The 19886-nt window shown below is 48.6% G+C and carries 13 protein-coding genes; 10 read left to right on the top strand and 3 right to left on the bottom strand.

Annotation, left to right across the window (positions count from 1 at the left end):
* Nucleotides 1-219 precede the first annotated feature (219 nt).
* The 3 genes from guaD to KDK13_RS02325 are packed head-to-tail and all read left to right on the top strand — an operon-like array spanning nt 220 to nt 4039.
* Nucleotides 220-1548, top strand: coding sequence for a guanine deaminase (guaD, locus tag KDK13_RS02335; RefSeq protein ID WP_257283198.1), 1329 nt, complete (start codon nt 220-222; stop codon nt 1546-1548).
* A 6-nt stretch (nt 1549-1554) separates the two neighbouring features.
* Complete coding sequence (locus tag KDK13_RS02330; RefSeq protein WP_257283197.1) at nt 1555-2781, top strand: MFS transporter; 1227 nt, start codon at nt 1555-1557, stop codon at nt 2779-2781.
* A 4-nt stretch (nt 2782-2785) separates the two neighbouring features.
* Nucleotides 2786-4039: an MFS transporter gene (locus KDK13_RS02325; RefSeq protein WP_257283196.1), complete on the top strand. Its 1254-nt coding sequence runs from the start codon at nt 2786-2788 to the stop codon at nt 4037-4039.
* A 202-nt stretch (nt 4040-4241) separates the two neighbouring features.
* Here the strand turns inward: KDK13_RS02325 and KDK13_RS02320 are convergent, their stop codons facing one another.
* The 3 genes from KDK13_RS02320 to KDK13_RS19110 are packed head-to-tail and all read right to left on the bottom strand — an operon-like array spanning nt 4242 to nt 6858.
* Nucleotides 4242-4997, bottom strand: a complete 756-nt coding sequence (locus KDK13_RS02320; protein WP_257283195.1) for an enoyl-CoA hydratase-related protein — start codon at nt 4995-4997, stop codon at nt 4242-4244.
* A 51-nt stretch (nt 4998-5048) separates the two neighbouring features.
* Nucleotides 5049-6623, bottom strand: a complete 1575-nt coding sequence (locus tag KDK13_RS02315; protein WP_257283194.1) for a phospholipase D family protein — start codon at nt 6621-6623, stop codon at nt 5049-5051.
* A 7-nt stretch (nt 6624-6630) separates the two neighbouring features.
* Nucleotides 6631-6858, bottom strand: a complete 228-nt coding sequence (locus KDK13_RS19110) for a cysteine-rich CWC family protein (RefSeq protein ID WP_373692196.1) — start codon at nt 6856-6858, stop codon at nt 6631-6633.
* Between the two features lie 107 nt (nt 6859-6965).
* Here KDK13_RS19110 and KDK13_RS02310 point away from each other — a divergent pair, with 107 nt between their 5' ends.
* The 7 genes from KDK13_RS02310 (at nt 6966) to KDK13_RS02280 (ending at nt 19786) form a co-directional block, all read left to right on the top strand.
* Entirely contained in the window at nt 6966-8045 is a 1080-nt protein-coding gene (locus tag KDK13_RS02310; RefSeq protein ID WP_257283193.1) for an efflux RND transporter periplasmic adaptor subunit, read from the top strand.
* Nucleotides 8042-11110, top strand: coding sequence for an efflux RND transporter permease subunit (locus KDK13_RS02305; RefSeq protein ID WP_257283191.1), 3069 nt, complete (start codon nt 8042-8044; stop codon nt 11108-11110). The genes KDK13_RS02310 and KDK13_RS02305 overlap by 4 nt, the downstream gene beginning before the upstream one ends.
* A 231-nt stretch (nt 11111-11341) precedes the next feature.
* Nucleotides 11342-12217 carry a hypothetical protein gene (locus tag KDK13_RS02300; protein ID WP_257283190.1) on the top strand — a complete coding sequence of 292 codons (876 nt, stop codon included), beginning with the start codon at nt 11342-11344 and terminating at the stop codon, nt 12215-12217.
* Nucleotides 12218-12619: 402 nt separating this feature from the next.
* On the top strand, nt 12620-14140 hold the full coding sequence (locus KDK13_RS02295; protein ID WP_257283189.1) for a hypothetical protein: 1521 nt from the start codon (nt 12620-12622) through the stop codon (nt 14138-14140).
* Nucleotides 14134-15603 carry a hypothetical protein gene (locus KDK13_RS02290; RefSeq protein WP_257283188.1) on the top strand — a complete coding sequence of 490 codons (1470 nt, stop codon included), beginning with the start codon at nt 14134-14136 and terminating at the stop codon, nt 15601-15603. Before KDK13_RS02295 ends, KDK13_RS02290 begins: the two co-directional genes overlap by 7 nt.
* Before the next feature lie 74 nt (nt 15604-15677).
* Nucleotides 15678-16088, top strand: a complete 411-nt coding sequence (locus KDK13_RS02285) for a hypothetical protein (RefSeq protein WP_257283186.1) — start codon at nt 15678-15680, stop codon at nt 16086-16088.
* 20 nt (nt 16089-16108) lie between these two features.
* Nucleotides 16109-19786: a tubulin-like doman-containing protein gene (locus tag KDK13_RS02280; protein WP_257283185.1), complete on the top strand. Its 3678-nt coding sequence runs from the start codon at nt 16109-16111 to the stop codon at nt 19784-19786.
* Nucleotides 19787-19886 lie beyond the last annotated feature (100 nt).

Genomic DNA, 19886 nt, shown 5'->3' with positions numbered 1-19886 from the left:
CATTAGTTCACTTTGAAATTATTGGTACCGGAATTTTTATAGCAGTAGTGAAAGCCAATCAACGACGACAGGTCAGACGGCAGAAATTGTTGTGCAGGTTGTATCAACGGATTACCCGGTTGCAGGATTATTGCGGTGGTCTAATCTGTCCCTTATAGACGACATATGATTACTCTTTTTCAGAAAAAGGTTAATGGTAGATAATTCGAGGTTATGTCTGTGAGTAATAAAAAAGCGATTCGTGGTGGCATTCTGACCTTTGTTGCCGACCCATTTTCTGTTGAAAGCAATAAGTCTTATCAACACTATCAGGATGGTTTGATTATTCTGAATGGAGGTACGATTGAAAAAGTCGGTGCCTACGAAGACCTGTCAAGCCTCGTCAATAATGACCTTGAGTTTCTGGATTATTCCGGATCCCTGCTCACTGCAGGTTGCGTCGATACCCATGTACACTTCCCGCAAACCCCGATGATTGCCGGTTATGGTGAACACCTGCTGGAATGGCTCAACGAATACACATTTCCTACTGAATTAAAGCTAAAAGATAAGGCCTTTGCGTCGTCAGTTGCGAAAATGTTCCTTAAAACTACCTTGAAAGCAGGTACGACAACCAGTGTTGTTTACGGCACCGTTTTCAAAGACTCGGTGGATGCTTTCTTTGAAGAAAGTGAACGGCTCGGCACGCGTATGGTATGCGGCAAGGTCTGGATGGATCGTAACGCTCCGGATCAGTTGCTGGATACTCCCCAGTCTGCCTATGACGAAAGCAAGGAGCTGATTGAGCGCTGGCACAATAATGGTCGACAGAAATACGTTATCACTCCACGTTTTGCCCCATCCTGTACCGGTGAGCAACTTCAGAAAGCCGGTGAACTCTATAAGGAATACCCTGACGTTTATATCCAGACACACTTATGTGAAAACACCGGTGAAATGGACTGGGTGAAGGAACTTTTTCCGGAGCGCAAATCCTATACGGATGTTTATGACCACTATGGACTGATCGGAGAACGCGCTGTTTTTGGCCACTGCGTCCATTTTAACGAAGATGACTTCAAAACGCTCAGTGAAAAGCGGGCTGCCATATCCCATTGTCCAACATCTAACCTGTTCCTTGGCTCCGGCCTTTTCGATATGGAGCAGGCCAAACGGGGTAAATACCCCTGTCTGGTGGGGCTGGGTACTGATATCGGTGCAGGAACCAGCTTCTGCCACCTGCAGACACTCAATGAGTCATACAAAATATCCGAACTGCTTAACCACAAGCTCACTGCGGTCCAGGGGTACTATCTGGCGACGTTGGGTGGTGCTGAATCCATCTACCTGGACGACAAAATCGGTTCCATTGCCGAAGGAAAAGAAGCAGATATTGTCGCCTGGGACCTCCACTCTACAGAACTGATCCGATATCGCATGTCGTTCTCAAAATCTCTGGAAGAAGACCTGTTCACTCAGCTGGTGATGGGCGATGATCGTTCAGTTCGCGCCACCATCGTCAATGGCCAGGTTGTATACAATCGAGACAGTGGTTTTTTCAAGGAGTAGTTAACCATGGCTGCCGTTACCGCAAATCTTGGTGGTGGCCGTGCATGGTTCTATTGGATCATCGCGACGACCTTTGTTCTATTCCTGTTCAATTTGCAAACGGGCTACAACATTATCAACCCGGAGCTGGAAAACAGTTTGTCACTGACCGTTGCTCAAATAGGTCTGGTGGCCAGTACCTATACGGTAGTCTTTGCCATTTGCCAGTTATTTTCCGGGCCGTTGCTGGATCGCTTTGGAATTCGCTGGATCACGCCTTGCGCCATTACTGTTGTAGCTATTGGCGCTATGCTGCTGGCCAGGGCAGAGAACTTCGAAATGTTGCTGGCAGCTGAAATAGTTATGGCACTGGGATCTGTATTCGGGTTTGTCGGTGCCGGCTTTGTCGGAGGAGAATGGTTCGGCCCGGCAAAATTTGGTCTGATGTTTGGCTTTGTGCAAACAGCGTCGTGTTTTGGTTCGTTGTTTGGCGGCAATATCATCAATGAATTGCTGGTTGATTTCAGTTGGCGGGATATTATTGAGACATTTGCCTGCTTCGGTTTTGTCCTCGCTGTCATTGCTTTTATTTTCCTGCGGGACAGCCACCCGATGACTGGGGAGTTCTCAGTCATGTCAGTGCTGTCAAAACTGGTAGATACAGCCAAGGTTGGGCAAATCTGGCTCATTATGTTAATGGGGGCGGCCTTATTTGGCACGTTACTGTGTATGGCGGTGGTATGGGCCAGCAAGATTATCCAGAGTCATGGCGTTGCCGTCAGTGATGCCAATACCGCTTCCCTGCTGGTCTGGCTTGGGGCAGGTGTGGCTGCCGGGCTTATGGATAAATTTTCCCGCATGGCAGAAAGCAGAAAGAAAGTGATTGTCGTCTGCTCGATCATTTATATAGCCAGTATTCTGGCCCTGCTTTACCTGCCTATGGATTTTTATGTAGCCAGTGGCATCATTCTGATACTGGGTTTTGTCAGCTCCGCCCAGATGCTGACATTCACCATGGCCTCGGAAGTGGTGCCGGTTGAGCTGGAAGGGACGTCAGCTGCCTTCGTAAACAGCGGTATGTTTATTGCCGGAACAATTTTGATCTCTCTGCCGGGTTACCTGCTTCCGGATACCCAGGCCCATCATTTAACACTGGGTGACTTTCAGGAGGCCATGACCCCCATATGGATTATTAATATCGTCGTGTTGGCTATTTGCGTTCTTTTTATGAAAGACACGTACAAAAAGGTGTAGAGGGATGCCAGAACCGACCTCGGGCAACATCAGCAAAACCGGAGGTGCCAAAGCATGGTGGATGTGGATTATTGCTACAGGTTTTCTGCTGTTTCTATTTAACCTGCAGACTGGCTACAACATTATCAATCCTTCGCTGGCCAGAGATCTGTCCCTCACGGTATCCCAGGTCAGTGTCGTTGCCAGTGTCTACACGGCTGTATTTGGCCTCAGTCAGATAATTTCCGGTCCTGTTCTTGACCGCTTTGGTATTCGCTATGTAACTCCCTGCGCGATTTTAACCGTGACTCTGGGAGCTTTTGTCCTGACTCATGCCCAAAGTTTTACCACACTGCTTATTGCCCAGATAATTATTGCCATTGGCTCTATTTTCGGATTTGTGGGCGCAGGTTTTGTCGGTGGCGAGTGGTTTGGCAGTATAAAATTCGGTTTTATGTTTGGTCTGGTACAGTCTGCGGCTGCTTTCGGGTCTTTTTTCGGAGGTAATTTGATTAATGAACTGCTTGAATCTTATAGCTGGCGTGAAATCCTTCAAGGCTTTACCTATACCGGATTGTTTCTTTCCGTTATTGCTTTTCTCTGTCTGCGTGACAAGAAAGACTTTTCTGAAGTCTCTCTTTCTTTCCGCACTGGCATAATCAAAGAGCTGATCACCGTACTTGGCGTAAGCCAGATCTGGTTATCAACCCTGATAGGTTCTGTACTCTTCGGTGGGCTGCTCTCCCTTGCCGTAGTCTGGGCCAGCAAAATTATTCAGAGTTACGGTATAGAGCCTGCCAGTGCCAATCGGGCATCACTGGTTATCTGGCTTGGCTGTGGCCTTGGGGCCGGAGTGATGGACCTGATTTCCCGGTCGCTGAAAAGCCGTAAACTTGTGCTTCTGACTAACGCAGCCGTTTTTGCAGTAGCCCTTTTACTGCTGCTTTACTTCCCGTGTAATTTTTATATTGCAAGCTTGTTGTCGTTTATTATTGGCTTTACCAGTGCCGCCCATATGCTGGCATTCACCATGGCTGCCGAGATGGTACCCGCCGCACTGGAAGGAACATCCGCGGCCATCACCAACAGTGGACTCTACCTGGTCAGCACATTGATGATCACTCTGCCAGGCTACCTGCTGCCTCATTCCGAACCATTAACACTGACTGGTTTTCAATCGGCCCTTATGCCAATCTGGGTCATTACCGTTGCCAGCATTGGTCTGTGTCTGTTTTTTTTACAAGATACTTTCAGTGATAACAGTGAGAAACAGTCGTAGCCATCAATGATGCCCCCATTTTGAACCACCCTTGCGTGTCTGTTAGAAAGTCCAGCGAAGAACCGACTGATCAGGATACTTCCGCAGTCCATGTCCAGGAACGGGTATTTCTGGCAACTCCCGGGGCTGCCAGTGACCATACGACGGCTATCAGAATCCCTTACCGGGCAGCACCATGGCCACTCATGTTCAGTAAACCTGACTACGACTTACCAGCCAAAAAGGCCCCCATTACCTGTCGGGCTTCTTCGGAAAGCAATCGCTCACCAAAGATGATCGCTTCATCATCAATGCGCTGCTGAACATCACGGCGACGGGTACGGGTAATGAGTTTCTTGGTCAGCAATAGCGCTTCACGGGGCTTTGCTGCCAGCTCCCTGGCCTTTGCCAGGGCATATTCAAAGACCTCTTCATTGGCGACGACGGCATTGGCAATGCCATATTCATGGGCGCGCCGGGCATCAAAGAAATCCCCCAGCATCAGCAGTTCTGACGCCCGCTGACGCCCCATAATATCCGGCAACAGCAAGCTGGAGGCGGCTTCTGGCACCACGGCCAGATTGACAAAAGGCAGACGCAGCCGGGTGTTTTCGCCGACATAAACCAGGTCACAATGGAGCAGTAAAGTCACGCCGATACCTACCGCAATACCACTGGCGGCTGCCACCATCGGCTTTTTCTGTACCGTAAGCTGACGTAGCACTTTGATGGCTTCTGGCTCTTCGGTGGTATCCCGGGTCAGAAAATCCTTAAGATCATTGCCCGCAGTAAACATATCGGGCTGGCCAGCAAAGAGAATCACTTTAACACTGTCATCCCGGTCAGCAGCAATCAGTGCTTCAAGAATGGAAGCGTACATCGCTGTTGTCAGCGCATTTTTTTTATCAGTGCGGTTGAAGCGGATCGTCAGGATATCATCCTGCTGTTCGATCAGGATATGATTATGCTGATTTGACATGGGTCAAACTCCCTGTAGCTCTATTATCATTATTCTGTCGTCTGTATTCTATTACAGCTGTTGTTCAATTGGCAGCAAAGAGAGAATACCAATGCCCATTCGGGTAAACACGGAACTCTCCGGGTCAATATTGCTGATAGCACGACACTGTGGATTACAGTCAAACCACTGAATACCACTATCTGTCAGTTTCAATTCCCAGAACCCGTCACTGTCCAGCTGGCCCAAACCAGAAATAAAGTCTTTCGCCATCGCGGGTGAGTCATAAATCGCGCCTATTTCGGTATTCAACAACGCCGACCTTGGGTCAAGATTTGCAGAGCCAACGAACAGATAACGTCGATCAATAATAAAGAATTTGGCATGCAAAGTGGCTCTGCTGGAGCCGGTAATGGTCTTATGGACTTTTCCATTGGCGGCTTGAGTCTTCACCTCAATAAGGCGAACACCCGCTGCTAATAAATCTTTTCGGTATTTGCTGTACCCGGCATGAACAATGGCAACATCGGTTGAAGCAAGACTGTTGGTCACCAATACCACCCTGACCCCCCTGTTGACCAGGTCAGCAAAGTATTTTACCCCCTCTTTTCCCGGCACCAGGTAAGGGGTAAACACCACCAGTTCGCTGGTGGCACCGTCTAAATAAGGCAATAGCCGGGGAAACAGTTGGGTCGACTGGTCTGGAACGGGAGACAGGGTTTTCCCTGGTTCATCGGCATAAACAGAACCTCCCCCCCAACACCAGTGGTCAGAAACGGGGGCCAGAATTTTTCCCGGTTCATCGGCATAAACAGAGACATCGCCCCAATACCAGCGCCCCCATCCACTGGCAATATGCTCAAGCAGTAAAGCCTGATTAAGGCGACTGATGTACTGTTGTCCTTCTCTCGAATCAGCCGCTTTGGTCAGATCATTCTTGAGTTGTTGTCTATCTTCAGACGTTATCGTTCTATTAATGAGTGATTCAGCCGGGTAACTTAACGGGCTGTTCCAATAACGGTCAAACTCACGGGAAATTTGTGGAACCACAACCCCCCGGTGGACCATATCAAGGTCGGCAAACTCAACGGCACTGTTCCGATAATATTCATTGCCAATATTCCGGCCACCCAGAATGGCCAGCTGATTATCAACAATAAAGCTTTTGTTATGCATCCGTCGATTGGCCCGGTCAAACTGGGTCAGCAACTGAACCGCGCGTCCCCAGCCACGGGTAGCCAGTGGATTAAACAGCCTGACTTCAAAAAAAGGATGCTCATTGGCAATAGCCAAAGCCTCATCCAGACCGGTTATGGCCAGGTCATCCAATAACAGGCGAACCCGGACACCACGATCAGCAGCTCTTAACAAATACTGAAGAAATAGCTGTCCGACCAGATCATCATGGTAAAGGTAGTATTGGGCATCAATGGTTTGATCCGCCGCTTCAATCAATGCCAGCCTGGCAACAAAAGCGTCCAGGCCATCAGACAGTGGATGAAAACCGCTTAAACCCGGGTATTTGGCATTTTCATTCCCGACCCATTGACCAATACGCGTTGGCTGGGCACCAGCCGTTTCCAGCGCGTGGGATGGCTTTGTTTGAAAGTCGGATGGCAAACTGGCACAGGCTATCAAATTCATCATTAACAGACTAACCAGCACCGCTTTTATCACAACCCGTTTCCTTCTTTACTATTTCTAGACAGCGCGCACAGTAACAACTGGTTTTCTCTTTTGGAATAGGGAGCAATACTGGACTCCCGGGTTTGTTTTCAGAGGGAAGAGACTGCAAACACCAGCAACTTTCCAGTAGTTTCCCTGGCGAATAAGCACATTGATTCGGCTGGCCACACTGGGGACAAGTATTGAATTCACTCATCGGCATTCACTCCTCGTAATACCCGCATCGTCAGGAGCACATTCCCATGACATTTTTTTGATACCATGTACCCAATAATGATCAGAAAAGCCAGGCACGGAGTAAGGATGAAGCTTAAACAGAATGCGTTGAGAACAATAATACTAACGGCTCTGACCATGAGTTTGATGTCCGGGTGCCGCCAGGAGCAGCCTGAACCGGAAGAAGTGCTTCGACCGGTTCGCTCCATTGTGGTTAATGCTCCCGAATCCGGTTGGATAAAAGAGTTTCCGGCAACCGTTGATGCAGTGCAGAAAGCCAATCTCAGTTTCCGGGTAGCCGGTAAGCTTCAGGATATTCTGGTCAGGGAAGGTCAGTTCGTTCAGGAAGGGGACGAGATTGCCAGGCTTGACCAGGTGGATTTCGACATCACGTTAAAAGACCGGCAGGCTTCCTACGAGGTTGCCAGGGCAGATTACCAACGGGCCAGAAAGCTGATCGAAAAAGGCGCCATTGCCCGTGCGGAACTGGACAACCTGAAAGCCAAGGTCACCACCACCCAGTCGCAACTCCAGGCTGCACAGCAGGAGCTGGAATACACCATTTTGCGGGCGCCTTTTAGCGGACGTATTGCACGACGCTATGTCGATAACTATGAAGAAGTTTCGGCCAAACAGGAAGTCATTTCACTTCAGGACACCTCCGCTCTCCTGGTAGAAATGGAACTGCCCGAAAGCGTTCTGGTTCGCTCAAGGAATCACAAAGGCGATTACACCTTCCACGCCCGCTTCAGCTCCATCCCTGATCGTCTGTTCCCACTGACCTTGAGAGAAACCTCAACCCAGGCTGATGAAAACACCCGGACTTATTCCGTGACTTTTGCCATGCCGGCCATTGACAATCACCTGGTATTACCCGGGATGTCGGTGGTGGTCAGGGCAGAACAGAAATCCCCCCGCAGCGACATTATCCTGATTCCGGCCTATGCCGTTATGGAAGACAAACATGGTCGTTTCGTTTATGTGGTCAATGATGAAGGAAATGAAACCGGCAGCATTACCCGTAAGACCGTTACCACAGGCCAATTGTCGAAACAGGGAATAATTGTTGAATCCGGGCTTGTTATTGGTGACCGGGTCGTCACGGCCGGCATGAGCCAGATGAGCGAGGGTATGAGAGTCCGGCTCCAGGAAGGAGCCGCACGATGAACATTACCCGAGCGACAATAAACAATAACCGAACGGCCCTGGTACTGATTATTGTACTGATCATCGCTGGCCTTCAGGCCTACCAGAACCTGCCAAGAGCTTACGATCCCGGGTTTGTCATCAGGGTCGCCAAAGTCATTACCCACTTCCCCGGTGCCAGCCCGGAACGGGTTGAACAGCTGATTACCGACAAACTGGAAAAAGTCATCCAGGAAATACCGGAACTGGACTTTGTGAAAAGCACATCACGGACCGGTGTGTCGATCATCACGGTCAGCATTCAGGAAAGTTACACCAATATGCGTCCTGTCTGGGATAACCTTCGGCGTAAGATCGAGAATGCAGCCAAAGATTTGCCCGATGGCGTCATCGGCCCGGAGGTCAATGATGAGTTCGGTGATGTTTTTGGGATTGTGGTGACCCTCACCGGCCCCGAGTTCAGTTACGCTGAACTGAAAGACATCGCGGATCAGGCCAGGGATGAGTTTCTCCGGGTACCGGAAGTGGCCAAGGTGGAAATCTATGGAGCCCAGGAAGAGCGTATTTTTATTGAATACAACAATGCTCGTCTTTCTGAGCTTGGACTTTCCCCCTCACAGCTGATGCAAATGCTGGAGAGTCGTAACATTGTGGTTCCCGGTGGTGCCATTACGCTGGATATGGAACGTATTGAGCTGGAGCCAAGCGGCAACTTTGAATCTGTGGATGATATCCGCCATACCATTGTCGCCATTCCCGGCAGCAAGAATGTCGTTTACCTGGAGGATATCGCCACCATCAAGCGCGGCTATGTTGATCCGGCCTCCTCCAAAGTCCACTCTTCTGGCCAGCTGGCCCTGGGGCTGGGTCTTTCCATGCGGGAAGGTGGCAACAATATCCGCATGGGCGAGCAGGTCAGGGAAGTACTGAACTACCTGAATCAAACCTACCCGATCGGGATTGATTTCAACGTCCTTAACTTTTCCCCAAAAGAGGTAGAAGACAAGGTTAATGACTTTGTCAGCAACCTGATTCAGGCAGTTCTGGTGGTTGCAGCCGTTATGCTGGTTGCCCTGGGTCCTCGCACCGGACTGATTGTTGCCTCACTGATCCCCATGAGTATGATCTCAGCCATGCTGGTGATGTCGTTCTTTAATATCGGACTGGATCAAATCTCACTGGCCGCACTGATTATCGCCCTGGGCATGCTGGTTGATAATGGTATTGTCATGGCCGAGAGCATCATGGTTCAGATGAACAGTGGCAAAAAGCCGGTTGAGGCTGCCATTGACTCAGCCGGTGAACTTCGGATTCCACTGCTAACGTCCTCCTTAACGACAGCCGCCGCTTTCTTGCCCATTTATCTGGCAGAATCCGCTGTCGGTGAATTTACCGCCTCCCTGTTCATGGTGGTCACCATTACCCTGCTCTGCTCATGGCTGCTGTCCATGACACTGATACCACTGCTATGTGTCCAGTTTCTGAAAACCAGGCAGGAAAACACCGACTATAACCGTGGTTTTTACCAGAAATACCGGGAGCTGCTGACCTGGGTTTTGCAGCACCGGATAATTTCCCTGGCTGCCACGGCGGTATTATTTGCAGTAGTTATGGGCGGTTTTAAATACGTACCAAAAATCTTTTTTCCACCTTCCGATCGACTCTACTTTAAATCCGAACTGGAGCTTCCCCTGGGAACGGCCATAGAACGGACTGAAACCATTGTTGAAGCGCTGGAAGCGTTCATAAAAGAAGAGCTGCAGGTCAATGCTGATCACACTGATCGCACTGAAGAAGGCGTCACCAGCTGGATCAGCCATATTGGCAACGGCGGGCCACGGTTTGTGCTTCAGCACAGCCCGGAGCCGGCCAGTCCTAACTATGCGATGATGGTCGTTAATACCACCTCATCAGAAATCATTGATGAGATGATTGATAAGCTGGACCGCTACGCCTTTGACAACTTTCCAGACCTGCAAATTACCAGCCGCCGTATCGAGAGTGGCGTTTCCATTACCAACCCGGTAGAAATACGGCTCTATGGCAAAGAGACTGACCAGTTGTTCTCACTGGTCGAGCAGCTGAAAGCTGAAATGTCCCAAATCAGTGGACTGAAAAATATCAGTGATGACTGGGGGCAACGGATCAAAAAGCTGAAAGTGGTGATTAACCAGTCCAGGGCCCTGCGAGTGGGAGCCACCAGCCAGGATATCGCTGTTTCTCTGCAAAGTGGTCTGAGTGGACTTGAGCTAACCCAGTACCGGGAGGGTGAAGATGCCATTCCCGTGCTTCTGAGGTCTGTGGAGGCCGACCGGCAGGATATCGACAAGTTGGAAACCCTCTCGGTATTTATCCAGTCCACAGGAGAGTCCGTCACCCTGAAACAGGTTGCAGATATTGAAGTCGCCTGGGAGCCGGCACAAATCCTGCGGCGTGATGGCCTGAAAACCGTATCGGTGGGCGCACAACTGATCCCGGGTATGACGGCATCTGAGGGCTTTGCCAAACTGCAGCCCTGGCTGGATGAACAGTCAGCTCAATGGCCTGCCGGTTATCGCTATGAACTGGGTGGTGAAGCGGAAAGCTCAGGCAAAGCCAACCAGTCCATTGGTGAAAAACTGCCCATGGCGGCCTTTATTATCCTGATTCTTCTGGTGGCCCAGTTTAACTCCCTGCGTAAGCCGGCCATTATCCTCGCTACCATTCCACTGGGTATGATTGGCGTGATCATTGGCCTGTTGACGGCGCAATCATTCTTTGGGTTTATGACCTTACTGGGAATCATCTCTCTGGCCGGCATTGTCATCAACAATGCCATTGTGCTGCTGGAACGGATCAAATATGAGATTGACGACAATGGCCTTTCCAGTCAGGAAGCAATTATTGTAGCGGCTCAACGTCGGCTACGCCCGATCCTGCTGACAACAGCGACCACCGTCCTTGGGATGATTCCGCTGTACCTGGGAGGTGGCGAGATGTGGGAACCGATGGCAGTAGCCATTATTGCCGGATTGCTGTTCTCAACCATTCTGACCCTGGGTATGGTGCCGGTGCTCTATTCACTGTTTTATCGCATAAAGTTCTAAACAACACAGGGCTCTTTATGAGCCCTGCTCCATATGAATTTACCTGATAATACCCGTTGTGGCAGAACTTTATGGCAGAAAAAAGTGTCGGCTGCTAACAGCTGATAATGGCTTTGATTTTCGGGCTTTTCGCTATAACAGAAATATGCATGTTTTAATGAACTCTAAACGGAGGTAATAGTCTGTTAGGACAATAGAAAATACAGTATTTATTGCAATGGTGAGGTGCATATGGATCGAATACAGTCAGGTTGTTCAAGTCAGCAAACTTTACAGCCTGTACCAGCTCAATATCGTGATAGTGATGCTAATGACGACACTTCCTGTGCATTTTCAAACCGGATTGTGTGTCATAAAAAAATAGGTAGTGGGCTTTTTTCTCATATTTATGTTGGGACAGCAGCTGTTAAGGAAAAAGGGCTACCTGAGCGATTCGCTGTAAAAATATTTGACGGGTGGAAATGCAACGATGAAAGATTTTTCAATGTAGAAGTTAAAGCGCTGACTTTACTGAAGGAGTGCCCTTTTATCGTTGATATTTTCACATCTTATATTGATGATTACCGACATATTTTATTGGAATTGGGAGATATCGATTTAAACGACTTAATGGTAGAAATGGTTAAACAAAAAAACAAACTGACTGATGGTAATCTGAATTTTATAATTGACAACTTATCCAGAGCTGCTGAATTCATGTTAGAAAATGGCATTGCAAATGATGACCTTTTCGAATACAACGTTGTATATTTTTTCAACCAGAGCTCTTTAAAATTCATAGACTTTAATAAAGCAGTGTTTGATATTCCCGCCGAAAAAAATGACATCATGAAAAACATTGGATTAATTGTTATTTTCTGTAAATTAAGAGAATCTCATGATTGCCAGAGGGAGAACAGGTTTAGCTGTAGGACCTGCAAGAATTTTGATGCCAGAATTGATCTTAAGCTTGAAAAGTTCATAGATAAAACAAGATGGGAAAGTCGCTCATTTCATGCGCTGATCAGAAGATTAACAAAATTAGATCCTTCTTCCCCGGTGATCCCCTCAGAAGTTTACAAATCACTTGGGTCAAAAGAGATTCTCCCGCAATTAACTCGCACCTGACGTCTGGGTTTGATGAGTACAATAAGTAGCTAACCATATGAAATCATATATATCTAACTCCTTGTGCTGGCACTCCCAGCACCTGCTCCTGCATCCATGCAGTCGTGCTTCATTACAACTCCGGTCACATAGCTACGGCTATGCTCCCTCCGATGTGCCTCGCATGGTACCAGCTCAAGTAGCCAGAAATATTCGATTCCATATGGCCAGCTACTTATTAGGTTGCCGATTGGCGACCATGGTCTTGAAATAGCTCCAAAACGAGCCCCAGAATTAGGCCTTTAGTACGGTAACCACTTACTTTCTAAATGCTTGTAATTCGTATTGATTATATAAATAGTGTCATCTATTATTTTCCAGAATTTTACGCAGCTTCAGTAGTCTTGAGTAGTATTTGATCATATGGCGGACATTGCAAACAACATGGAAAGTGACTCTGAGGTTATCGAAGAGTGGAAAGACTTAAGCTGGCATAGGGACGTCTGGTATCGCGGCAGTGATGGGCAGTTCGTGCCCACTGGCTTAACTGGGAAATACTCCAAAGGCTACGTTGAGTTGCTGGGCGCCAAACAGTGTATGTCGCCGGAGGAAAAATGCCGCCAAACATTTTTACCATCAGCTTTTAACTTCTGCCCTGAATGCAGTTCACCTTTAGAAGCTCCTCAAGTATCTATTGCTCCGAATAGTTTCTGGTTACAGCCATCGGTTGCTCTGTCTACCAGTACACCTGAGAATTTCACGGGTATGGGGGGGGCTCAACAGTCAATCAAGGTGAAACCTGAAGATGATTCTGGAGTCAGAGCGGATACCTACCTCCCCATGCCCCATGGGGCAAACTATCGATTTATTGTCGGGGCTTTTGGATGGCATGCTGCCAGACTGGTAGCAATAGACATAAAAACGCATTCTCTGTTTGTGTTAAACCCCGAAGATAACACTTGGAGCAGGCTTGAAGACCAGAACGGGTTCGTTACTGATAGCATATTGCCGATGGATGCATGGGGTTGTGTAGTTACTGATCCGGTACATTCTGATGCCATTTATTTGGCCTGTGAGCAAGGTGTTGTTGAAGTAAGAATCAATCTGGTTGCTCAGCACTTTGAGTCAAGAGTTATTGTTTCTGGCCAAGCAAAAGCAGCGCCTGTTGTGAGGGACAATCTTCTATATGTTCCTGTCAATGTAGATGAATCTACTCAACTCTATCAGTATGATTTACAAGATCAGGATAAGGGTGGTGAATTTTTTCCCCTCACTGAACAGGCTGGTGGTCTTTATCTTCGTGCTGTACAGGATGAACGAAAAATCATCTGGGTTTCTGAACACCATCAACTGATCATTAGTTTTGCAGGCGATAAGCTGAGCAGCTCGGTAACACCCTGGTTAAACAGTATCAATCCTGAATTTGAATTTGGGGCCCCTGCACGTTACCACAATCAATACTGGCAACTCTGCTTTGATGACTCTCAGGATGCATACTGTTATGTTCGTCTGGGCAGTGCTGCCAGTACCACAGAAATTCATTCTACGCCCAACCCGCGTTTAAGTACCGGCTTTACCCATTTTCTTGATTCTGAAAACTATCATAGTGGTGAGCCTTGGTTTGTTGGTGAAAAAATTAACGACACTGGTGAAATACTTCTGCCAATCGTTGAATTTGGTGTCAACCTGATTGAGGTCAGCTCAATCACGCCAACAGCGCTTTGTATTCGGCTTCAATCCCCTGAGTCATTAAAAGGAATTCTAAATTCTACTCATCGCCAGGCCTGTGAGGTGGTGGTGCTGGGAGAGCCAGAGCAGACACTTGAGCGTTTTAAAGTCAGCCGCCCCTGGGAAAGTCAGAGTTTTGTTTATAACGGCTATCTGTGGTTGTACCACTGGGAGCTTAAGAATATTTCTGGCTGGAGACTGGAAAGCGGATGTTGAAGTTACTGTTACGGGGAATAGCAACTGTCGCGTTATTATTCCCACTGCCTTTGTTCGCTATGCAGCAGGCTTACCTGATTCAGAATTCCGGTTGGATGGAACCTTTCTATACCGACCCTGATTCTCAGTACAAGCCTCTGGTCAAGGCCATTATTGCGACAACAGCAAGCCAGCATGACAGAATTTCGGTAGCTGCCTTTAATCAGAGTTTGTCAGGCAATCCTTCCCCCAGACTGGTTTATCAGGGGGCTGCTAATGGCAATTATGCGGCTGCTGTTGATGGTATTGCTGTGGCTAGAAAGCCAGGTGGGCAATCTTTTGCAGACACTGACCTGAATGAAGCCATTAAAACAACAATTATCAAGTATTTCCAGGGGCAGCCTGGCATTGTCTGGCTATTCTCCAACAATAAAAACAGCCCGGGAAACAGTCAGGATACTGCCCGTAAAAATCAGGATTTCTACAATCTTATCCATCGGGAGCCGTCCATTAGCCGGGCTCTGGCTTTTCCATTGGGTATGCCAGTGGAGGGCAATCATTATCGCTCGTCCGGGGCAATGATTTATGCCCTGGCATATGGCTCTGAAGCGGCTAATCACCTTACACGTTTGCAGCAAAGCGGGCAGATTGCAAAAGTGCTTAATCAGGCCCCGGCAAGGTTAAAACCCCTTGATGCAGACGCCGTTCGATTAATTCCTGTGGATGTTGCCGGTAATAACCAGGTAGCAGCGCAGTTAGCCCGGGATCAACGGTCTCTGATTCTTAATGTAGATGCAGGCACTACTCTACCGGTTGCGTTGATAAAGGCTCGCATGGTAAATGACTTTTCACCTTATGTGATAGAAACCGCCAGGGTATCTGCCCGTTTTCGGGGAAATGGCTGGAATGATCCGCTGCCAGTCTCCAGTACCAGGCTGAATAATCTTAAGCCTGGCGACAGTATGGAGGTGGTCATAAAGCTCCCCATGCCCCTGGCATCTATTCCCTCAATCTGGTCACCTTCGGCACTGGCCAGCGCCGGTAAGCAATTTACCATACCGGCTGTTATTGAGATTCAGCTTGCAGGGCAATCTCTTGGTGTCGATGGTGAGTATATTCAACGTTTGAACCGTCTCTTTCCCGGCGACCCTCTGCCTGCGGTTTTCAGCCCGCCGGAAGAGGTCAAAAACTCGATTGCCCGGATACCGGTTTACCTGAAAGTCAGCTACCCGTTATACCCGATGTTGATCATGGTGTTACTGGTGCTGATGGCTTTAAGTGTTACGGCCTTTTTGATGCGCAATGGTGGTAGCCAGGATTATTCAGTTTCAGTAAACGGCGAGCGACGTAAGGTGAATCTTGGGCCGTTCAAGCAGAAAGATATCTCAATTGACGGCCAGGTGGTAGCCCAAATTCGGCGAACACTGGGTGCTCCCAAGGTGACTTCAGTTGAGCCGGGGTATAGTGTAAAAGTGATGAAATAGGGTGCTTCTCCCTGTTTCACTTTACAGAAGACCATTTTTTTTAACACATTTATAGATAGTGCGACGCGGAAACTATGAGTCAGGAAAACACTAATAACGGATTTACCCTTCCAGAACCGGGCGCTGCAAACGATGTGGCTTCTTCATCACCTTCTCCCGGCTTTTCGGAAGAGGTGGTTGCAGTAGCTGACACCTTTATGCGTGATCTTGCGATAGGTGCCGGGGTTATGCTGGTGTTGGCGATTATTTTCTTTTTTATGAAAAACGCTTATGCCAACTCGCTGGTAGACAGTAAAAAGCGTTTGTCGCCCAATAAGGCAAACTCTGCCGGTTGGTGGTTGTATGGTTTCTTAATGACCACGTCGTTCTCTGTTCTATTAATGATCATCAGCCCTGCCAGATTTATGTTGCCTGAGGTGATGGCAGGCCTGGCAATACTACCCGTCATCACTCTGGTGCAAACCATTCGTGGCAGCCGTAATTAATTGATTCAAGGAAGAAGACAATGAGTACAGACGATTCAGTCGGCGTGCAGCTGAGCGGTGCCCGGGATAAGGGCGAACAGACCGTTAAATTGAGACCAACGCTGTTTATTGCCGTTGGTGGTACCGGTATGGAAGTGGCCCTGCGGGTACGTCGTCGTATTTTAAATGCGACCTGGGGCAGTGCCGGCAATCCCCAGCGTGTTGAATCGCTGGAAAAATTCCATATTGCCGAATTTATTCATTTTGACCTGGATCATGGTTCGGTTGTTGAGTCTGGTAAATCCCGCAAGAAAGAATTGGATGCCCTCAGTGAACTGGTCAAACTGAGCGATGAAGATAAACTGGTAGAAAGCTTTAACATTGAGAAGTACAGCCGCAGCGATGATGACCTGGATCGTTATCCTCATATTGCAGAATGGTCGCCGCTGACGCCTCGTAAAATCCGTGAGCTGGGTATAGATCCATCGAAAGGTGCGGGTCAGATGCGGGGGATTTCCCGTCTGTACTTCTTCGATAAGTACCCAAAAATTCGGGATATGATTCGCAACAAACTGCATTCTCTCAAGAGCAGTTTGTCGAAAGAATCGGATTTGAAAAAGCTGGGTATGGAAATCGACACCAGCAAGTTCCGTATTGTGGTGATTGGTTCTGTTGCCGGTGGTACTGGGGCAGGCTCGTTCCTGGATATGGGCTGGCTGGCTGGCGCTATTGCCAGTCAGGATGTATCTGCCCATGAAGTGGATATGATGCTGTTCCTGCCCTCTGGCTATGCCTCTGCCAACAAGGACCGCACCGAAGCAAATGGTTATGCCTCTTTGATGGAGCTGGAAACCTGCATGAAAGGTGGCAGCAACTTCGTCAAACGCTGGGATTTACACGACAATATGCAGTTGAGTGTAAAGCCTTACGACGAAGTCTATTTGATTGACTCCGGCAACCTGGCACAGCACGGCACCGAAGACCAGAAAGATGTCTATGAAATGGTGGCTGATACACTGTTTGAAGACTTCCGCTCTGCAGATTTTGCCAATAAAAAGCGTTCCGTTGCCGTTAATCAGTCTCAGCACAAGATCACGCCTTTCTCGGCACCAGTACCTCAGAACCGTTTTGGTGATATGAAGCTGAATTACTTCAAGGGGTATTCAGCTTTTGGCCAGTCGGTACTTGATACCCAAAGCTCTAATATTGCTGATCAGGGTATGTACCGCTGGACCAAGGCAATGCTTGAAGTATTTTTCGGTGTGGCTGCCAACGACCGGGAAACCAACCGGGCGACGGATAAGCAGCGCGATGAATTTATGGAAAATCATCTGCATCTCAAAAAGGTGCTTTTTGATGATAGTCCAGAGTTCAGTAGCGATGTCCAGCTGGAGCTTTCTGATGGATCATTCTTCGATTTTGCCCTGACCGGAAAACTGCTGGAAGATAAACAGGGCAGTTTGCTGGCTGGTATTGAGCAGCGAGTGAATGCAGAAATTGAAACCATAGCGGATACCATGGGCAAGGATGACTGGCCTGCCCGTATTCGTGAAGTTGTTGGTGTCCTTGAGCGAGACTGTATGCGTAATCAGGATCGTACTGCCGACACCAGTGAAGATCGTATCACTGAAGTACGCAGGCTGCTCAGAACAGATCTGCAGGAAGTGCTGCAGGATAAACTCTACCAGTATCTGGACAATCGGGAGCTGGGTGGTCTCGAGTATGTCCTGTCACTGGTTGAGCAGATTAAGGAAAAGCTCTCGTCCTCCCATGATGGCATTGTCAAGCAGCAAGAGCATAATGCCCGTTGTTACGGTGAAATCCGTGATGCGCTTCGTACCAGTGAATATGAGCGTCTGCTTTCTAATCTGGTGGAAACACGTGGCTCCAGTATTTTTGGTAACAAAGAAAAACAGGCCCGCGCCATCCTGGAAGACTTGAAAGAAGAGATCAGTAACTATCTGAAGTTCCACTTACGCGCCAAAGCCGCAGAGCAGGCAGCCAGACTGTTACAGGACCTTTCTGCTTTCCTCGGCGAACAACAGGGCCTGAACGATGATGGTGAAGCCATCTGGAGTGGTCTGGTCGGTGAGCTGCAGAAAGGTCGGGCATCGGTGCTTGTGATGCTTGATGAAATTCGCCAGTTTGAAAGGAGACTGGACGAAGATAATAAAAAGCAATACGCCAACTACTGCAAGATCGATACGCCGATTCATCAGCTAAGCCTGCCGTCTAATGAAATACTGGCAAACTGGGCTGAAGAGGCACTGAAGGAAATTGGTGGTTCCAGAGAGTTGTTCAAAAAACTGATGTCCGGTGAAGGTCAGGTTCAGATCTTTAAGTGTCTGAGCAAACGAGCCAGACAGGAATATAAAGCGGTGGAGGAAAATGACAAGGACCCGCTGGTTCAGGCCCTTGAAAAAATGGAACCCGCCGCCCGTCAAAAAGTGTTCTCTAACTGGTTATCCAGAGCCATGCCCTGGATTGATGCCAATATGGGCAGGGAGTTCACCCCGAATGCTGACCAGTTCAAATGCTACATTGGTGTTGGCCGCTCTTCTGACTATCAGGCATTCCGTGATGAGATTCTTGCAGGGTTGCCAGCCAGTGCTGGTGTAACACAGGCACAAGTGAGCTTTGTTGACTCTGGCGTTCATGGTCGTGCGGTCTGCTATGTGGAATTATCCGGTGTACCTCTGACTGTACTTCGCGGTCTGGAAACCTGGAAAACCAGTTACCTGAAAGAGTCTGAGAAAATCCCGCTACATACCAAGTCCGACGTAACGCTGTTTGAGCATCCACTGGTACCAACAGTTGACCAGTTGAACATGATCGCGGAAGACTTCCGCTACTACCTGTTAGCTACCATGCTGGGCGTATTGAAGCGGGACAGTAATCCATATACACGACCACCAGGTCAGTATCTGTTTACTGTCGGCCGTGGTGACGTACGTCGCATGGGTAATGAAAGGGCATTCCGCCTTAACGGTTTACCAAAAGCCTATCGCCAGAAAATCATCGATACAGTCTGTATGCAGCTCGATGAACTGGATGGCTGGCAGATCGCTGCACTTGCAGCATTGGCTGACAGTCTGGCCAGTGATACCTATACCCCGCAGCTGGTGCCGGACGAAAAGGGTACAGAAGTCGCTGTTCAGGGTTTTGCCTCTGCCATTGCCGCAAAACTGAAAGATGATCTTTTATCCCGGGCGAAAATGAAGGGCCTCTCGGAAGAGGCACTGGTTCGCTTTGAACCATCTGCTTACGATGGTCTGGCAAAGTGGACGGAAGCGGTGGAAAACTCCGAGCAGGATGCCTATGCATGGGAAGTGCGTGACAGCAGCTCACCACGGTTGAAACGTATGGTGAATCCGGAGTTTTTCCAGAAAGGATGGGTTGAGCAACGTCTCGGATCTGGCAGTTCATCAGCAAATACGCCGTTTAATAACGGTTACGCTGTAAAGACAGAGATCCCGGGAGCGGCTGTCCCACCCCCGTTACCACCGGCGCTCCCTGTTGAGTACAGTTACCATCTGCACATTAACGGCGAGAATGTCGGGCCTTATCCTAAAGGAACACTGATGGGATATCTTCAGGCAGGTCAGGTATCTCAGGATACTCTGTGCTGGCGCGAGGGCTGGGCTGGATGGCAGGCCATCAGGGATGTGGTTGAATTAAAGGCATCAGCATCAACGCCGCCGCCCTTACCAACAGTATAAAGAACCGCTTATTTTTTTGAACTGCAAGGCGCTTGTGCCTGGAAATTTAACAACATGCCCTCACTTGCCCTGAGTTGGCAGGGCAAGTGGGCGGAAGTTT

The sequence above is a fragment of the Endozoicomonas sp. SESOKO1 genome (genome assembly GCF_024606265.1).
Taxonomy (GTDB): Bacteria; Pseudomonadota; Gammaproteobacteria; order Pseudomonadales; family Endozoicomonadaceae; genus Endozoicomonas.
Note: the sequence above shows the minus strand (reverse complement) of the source record. Positions and strands in the feature narration are given on the sequence as shown.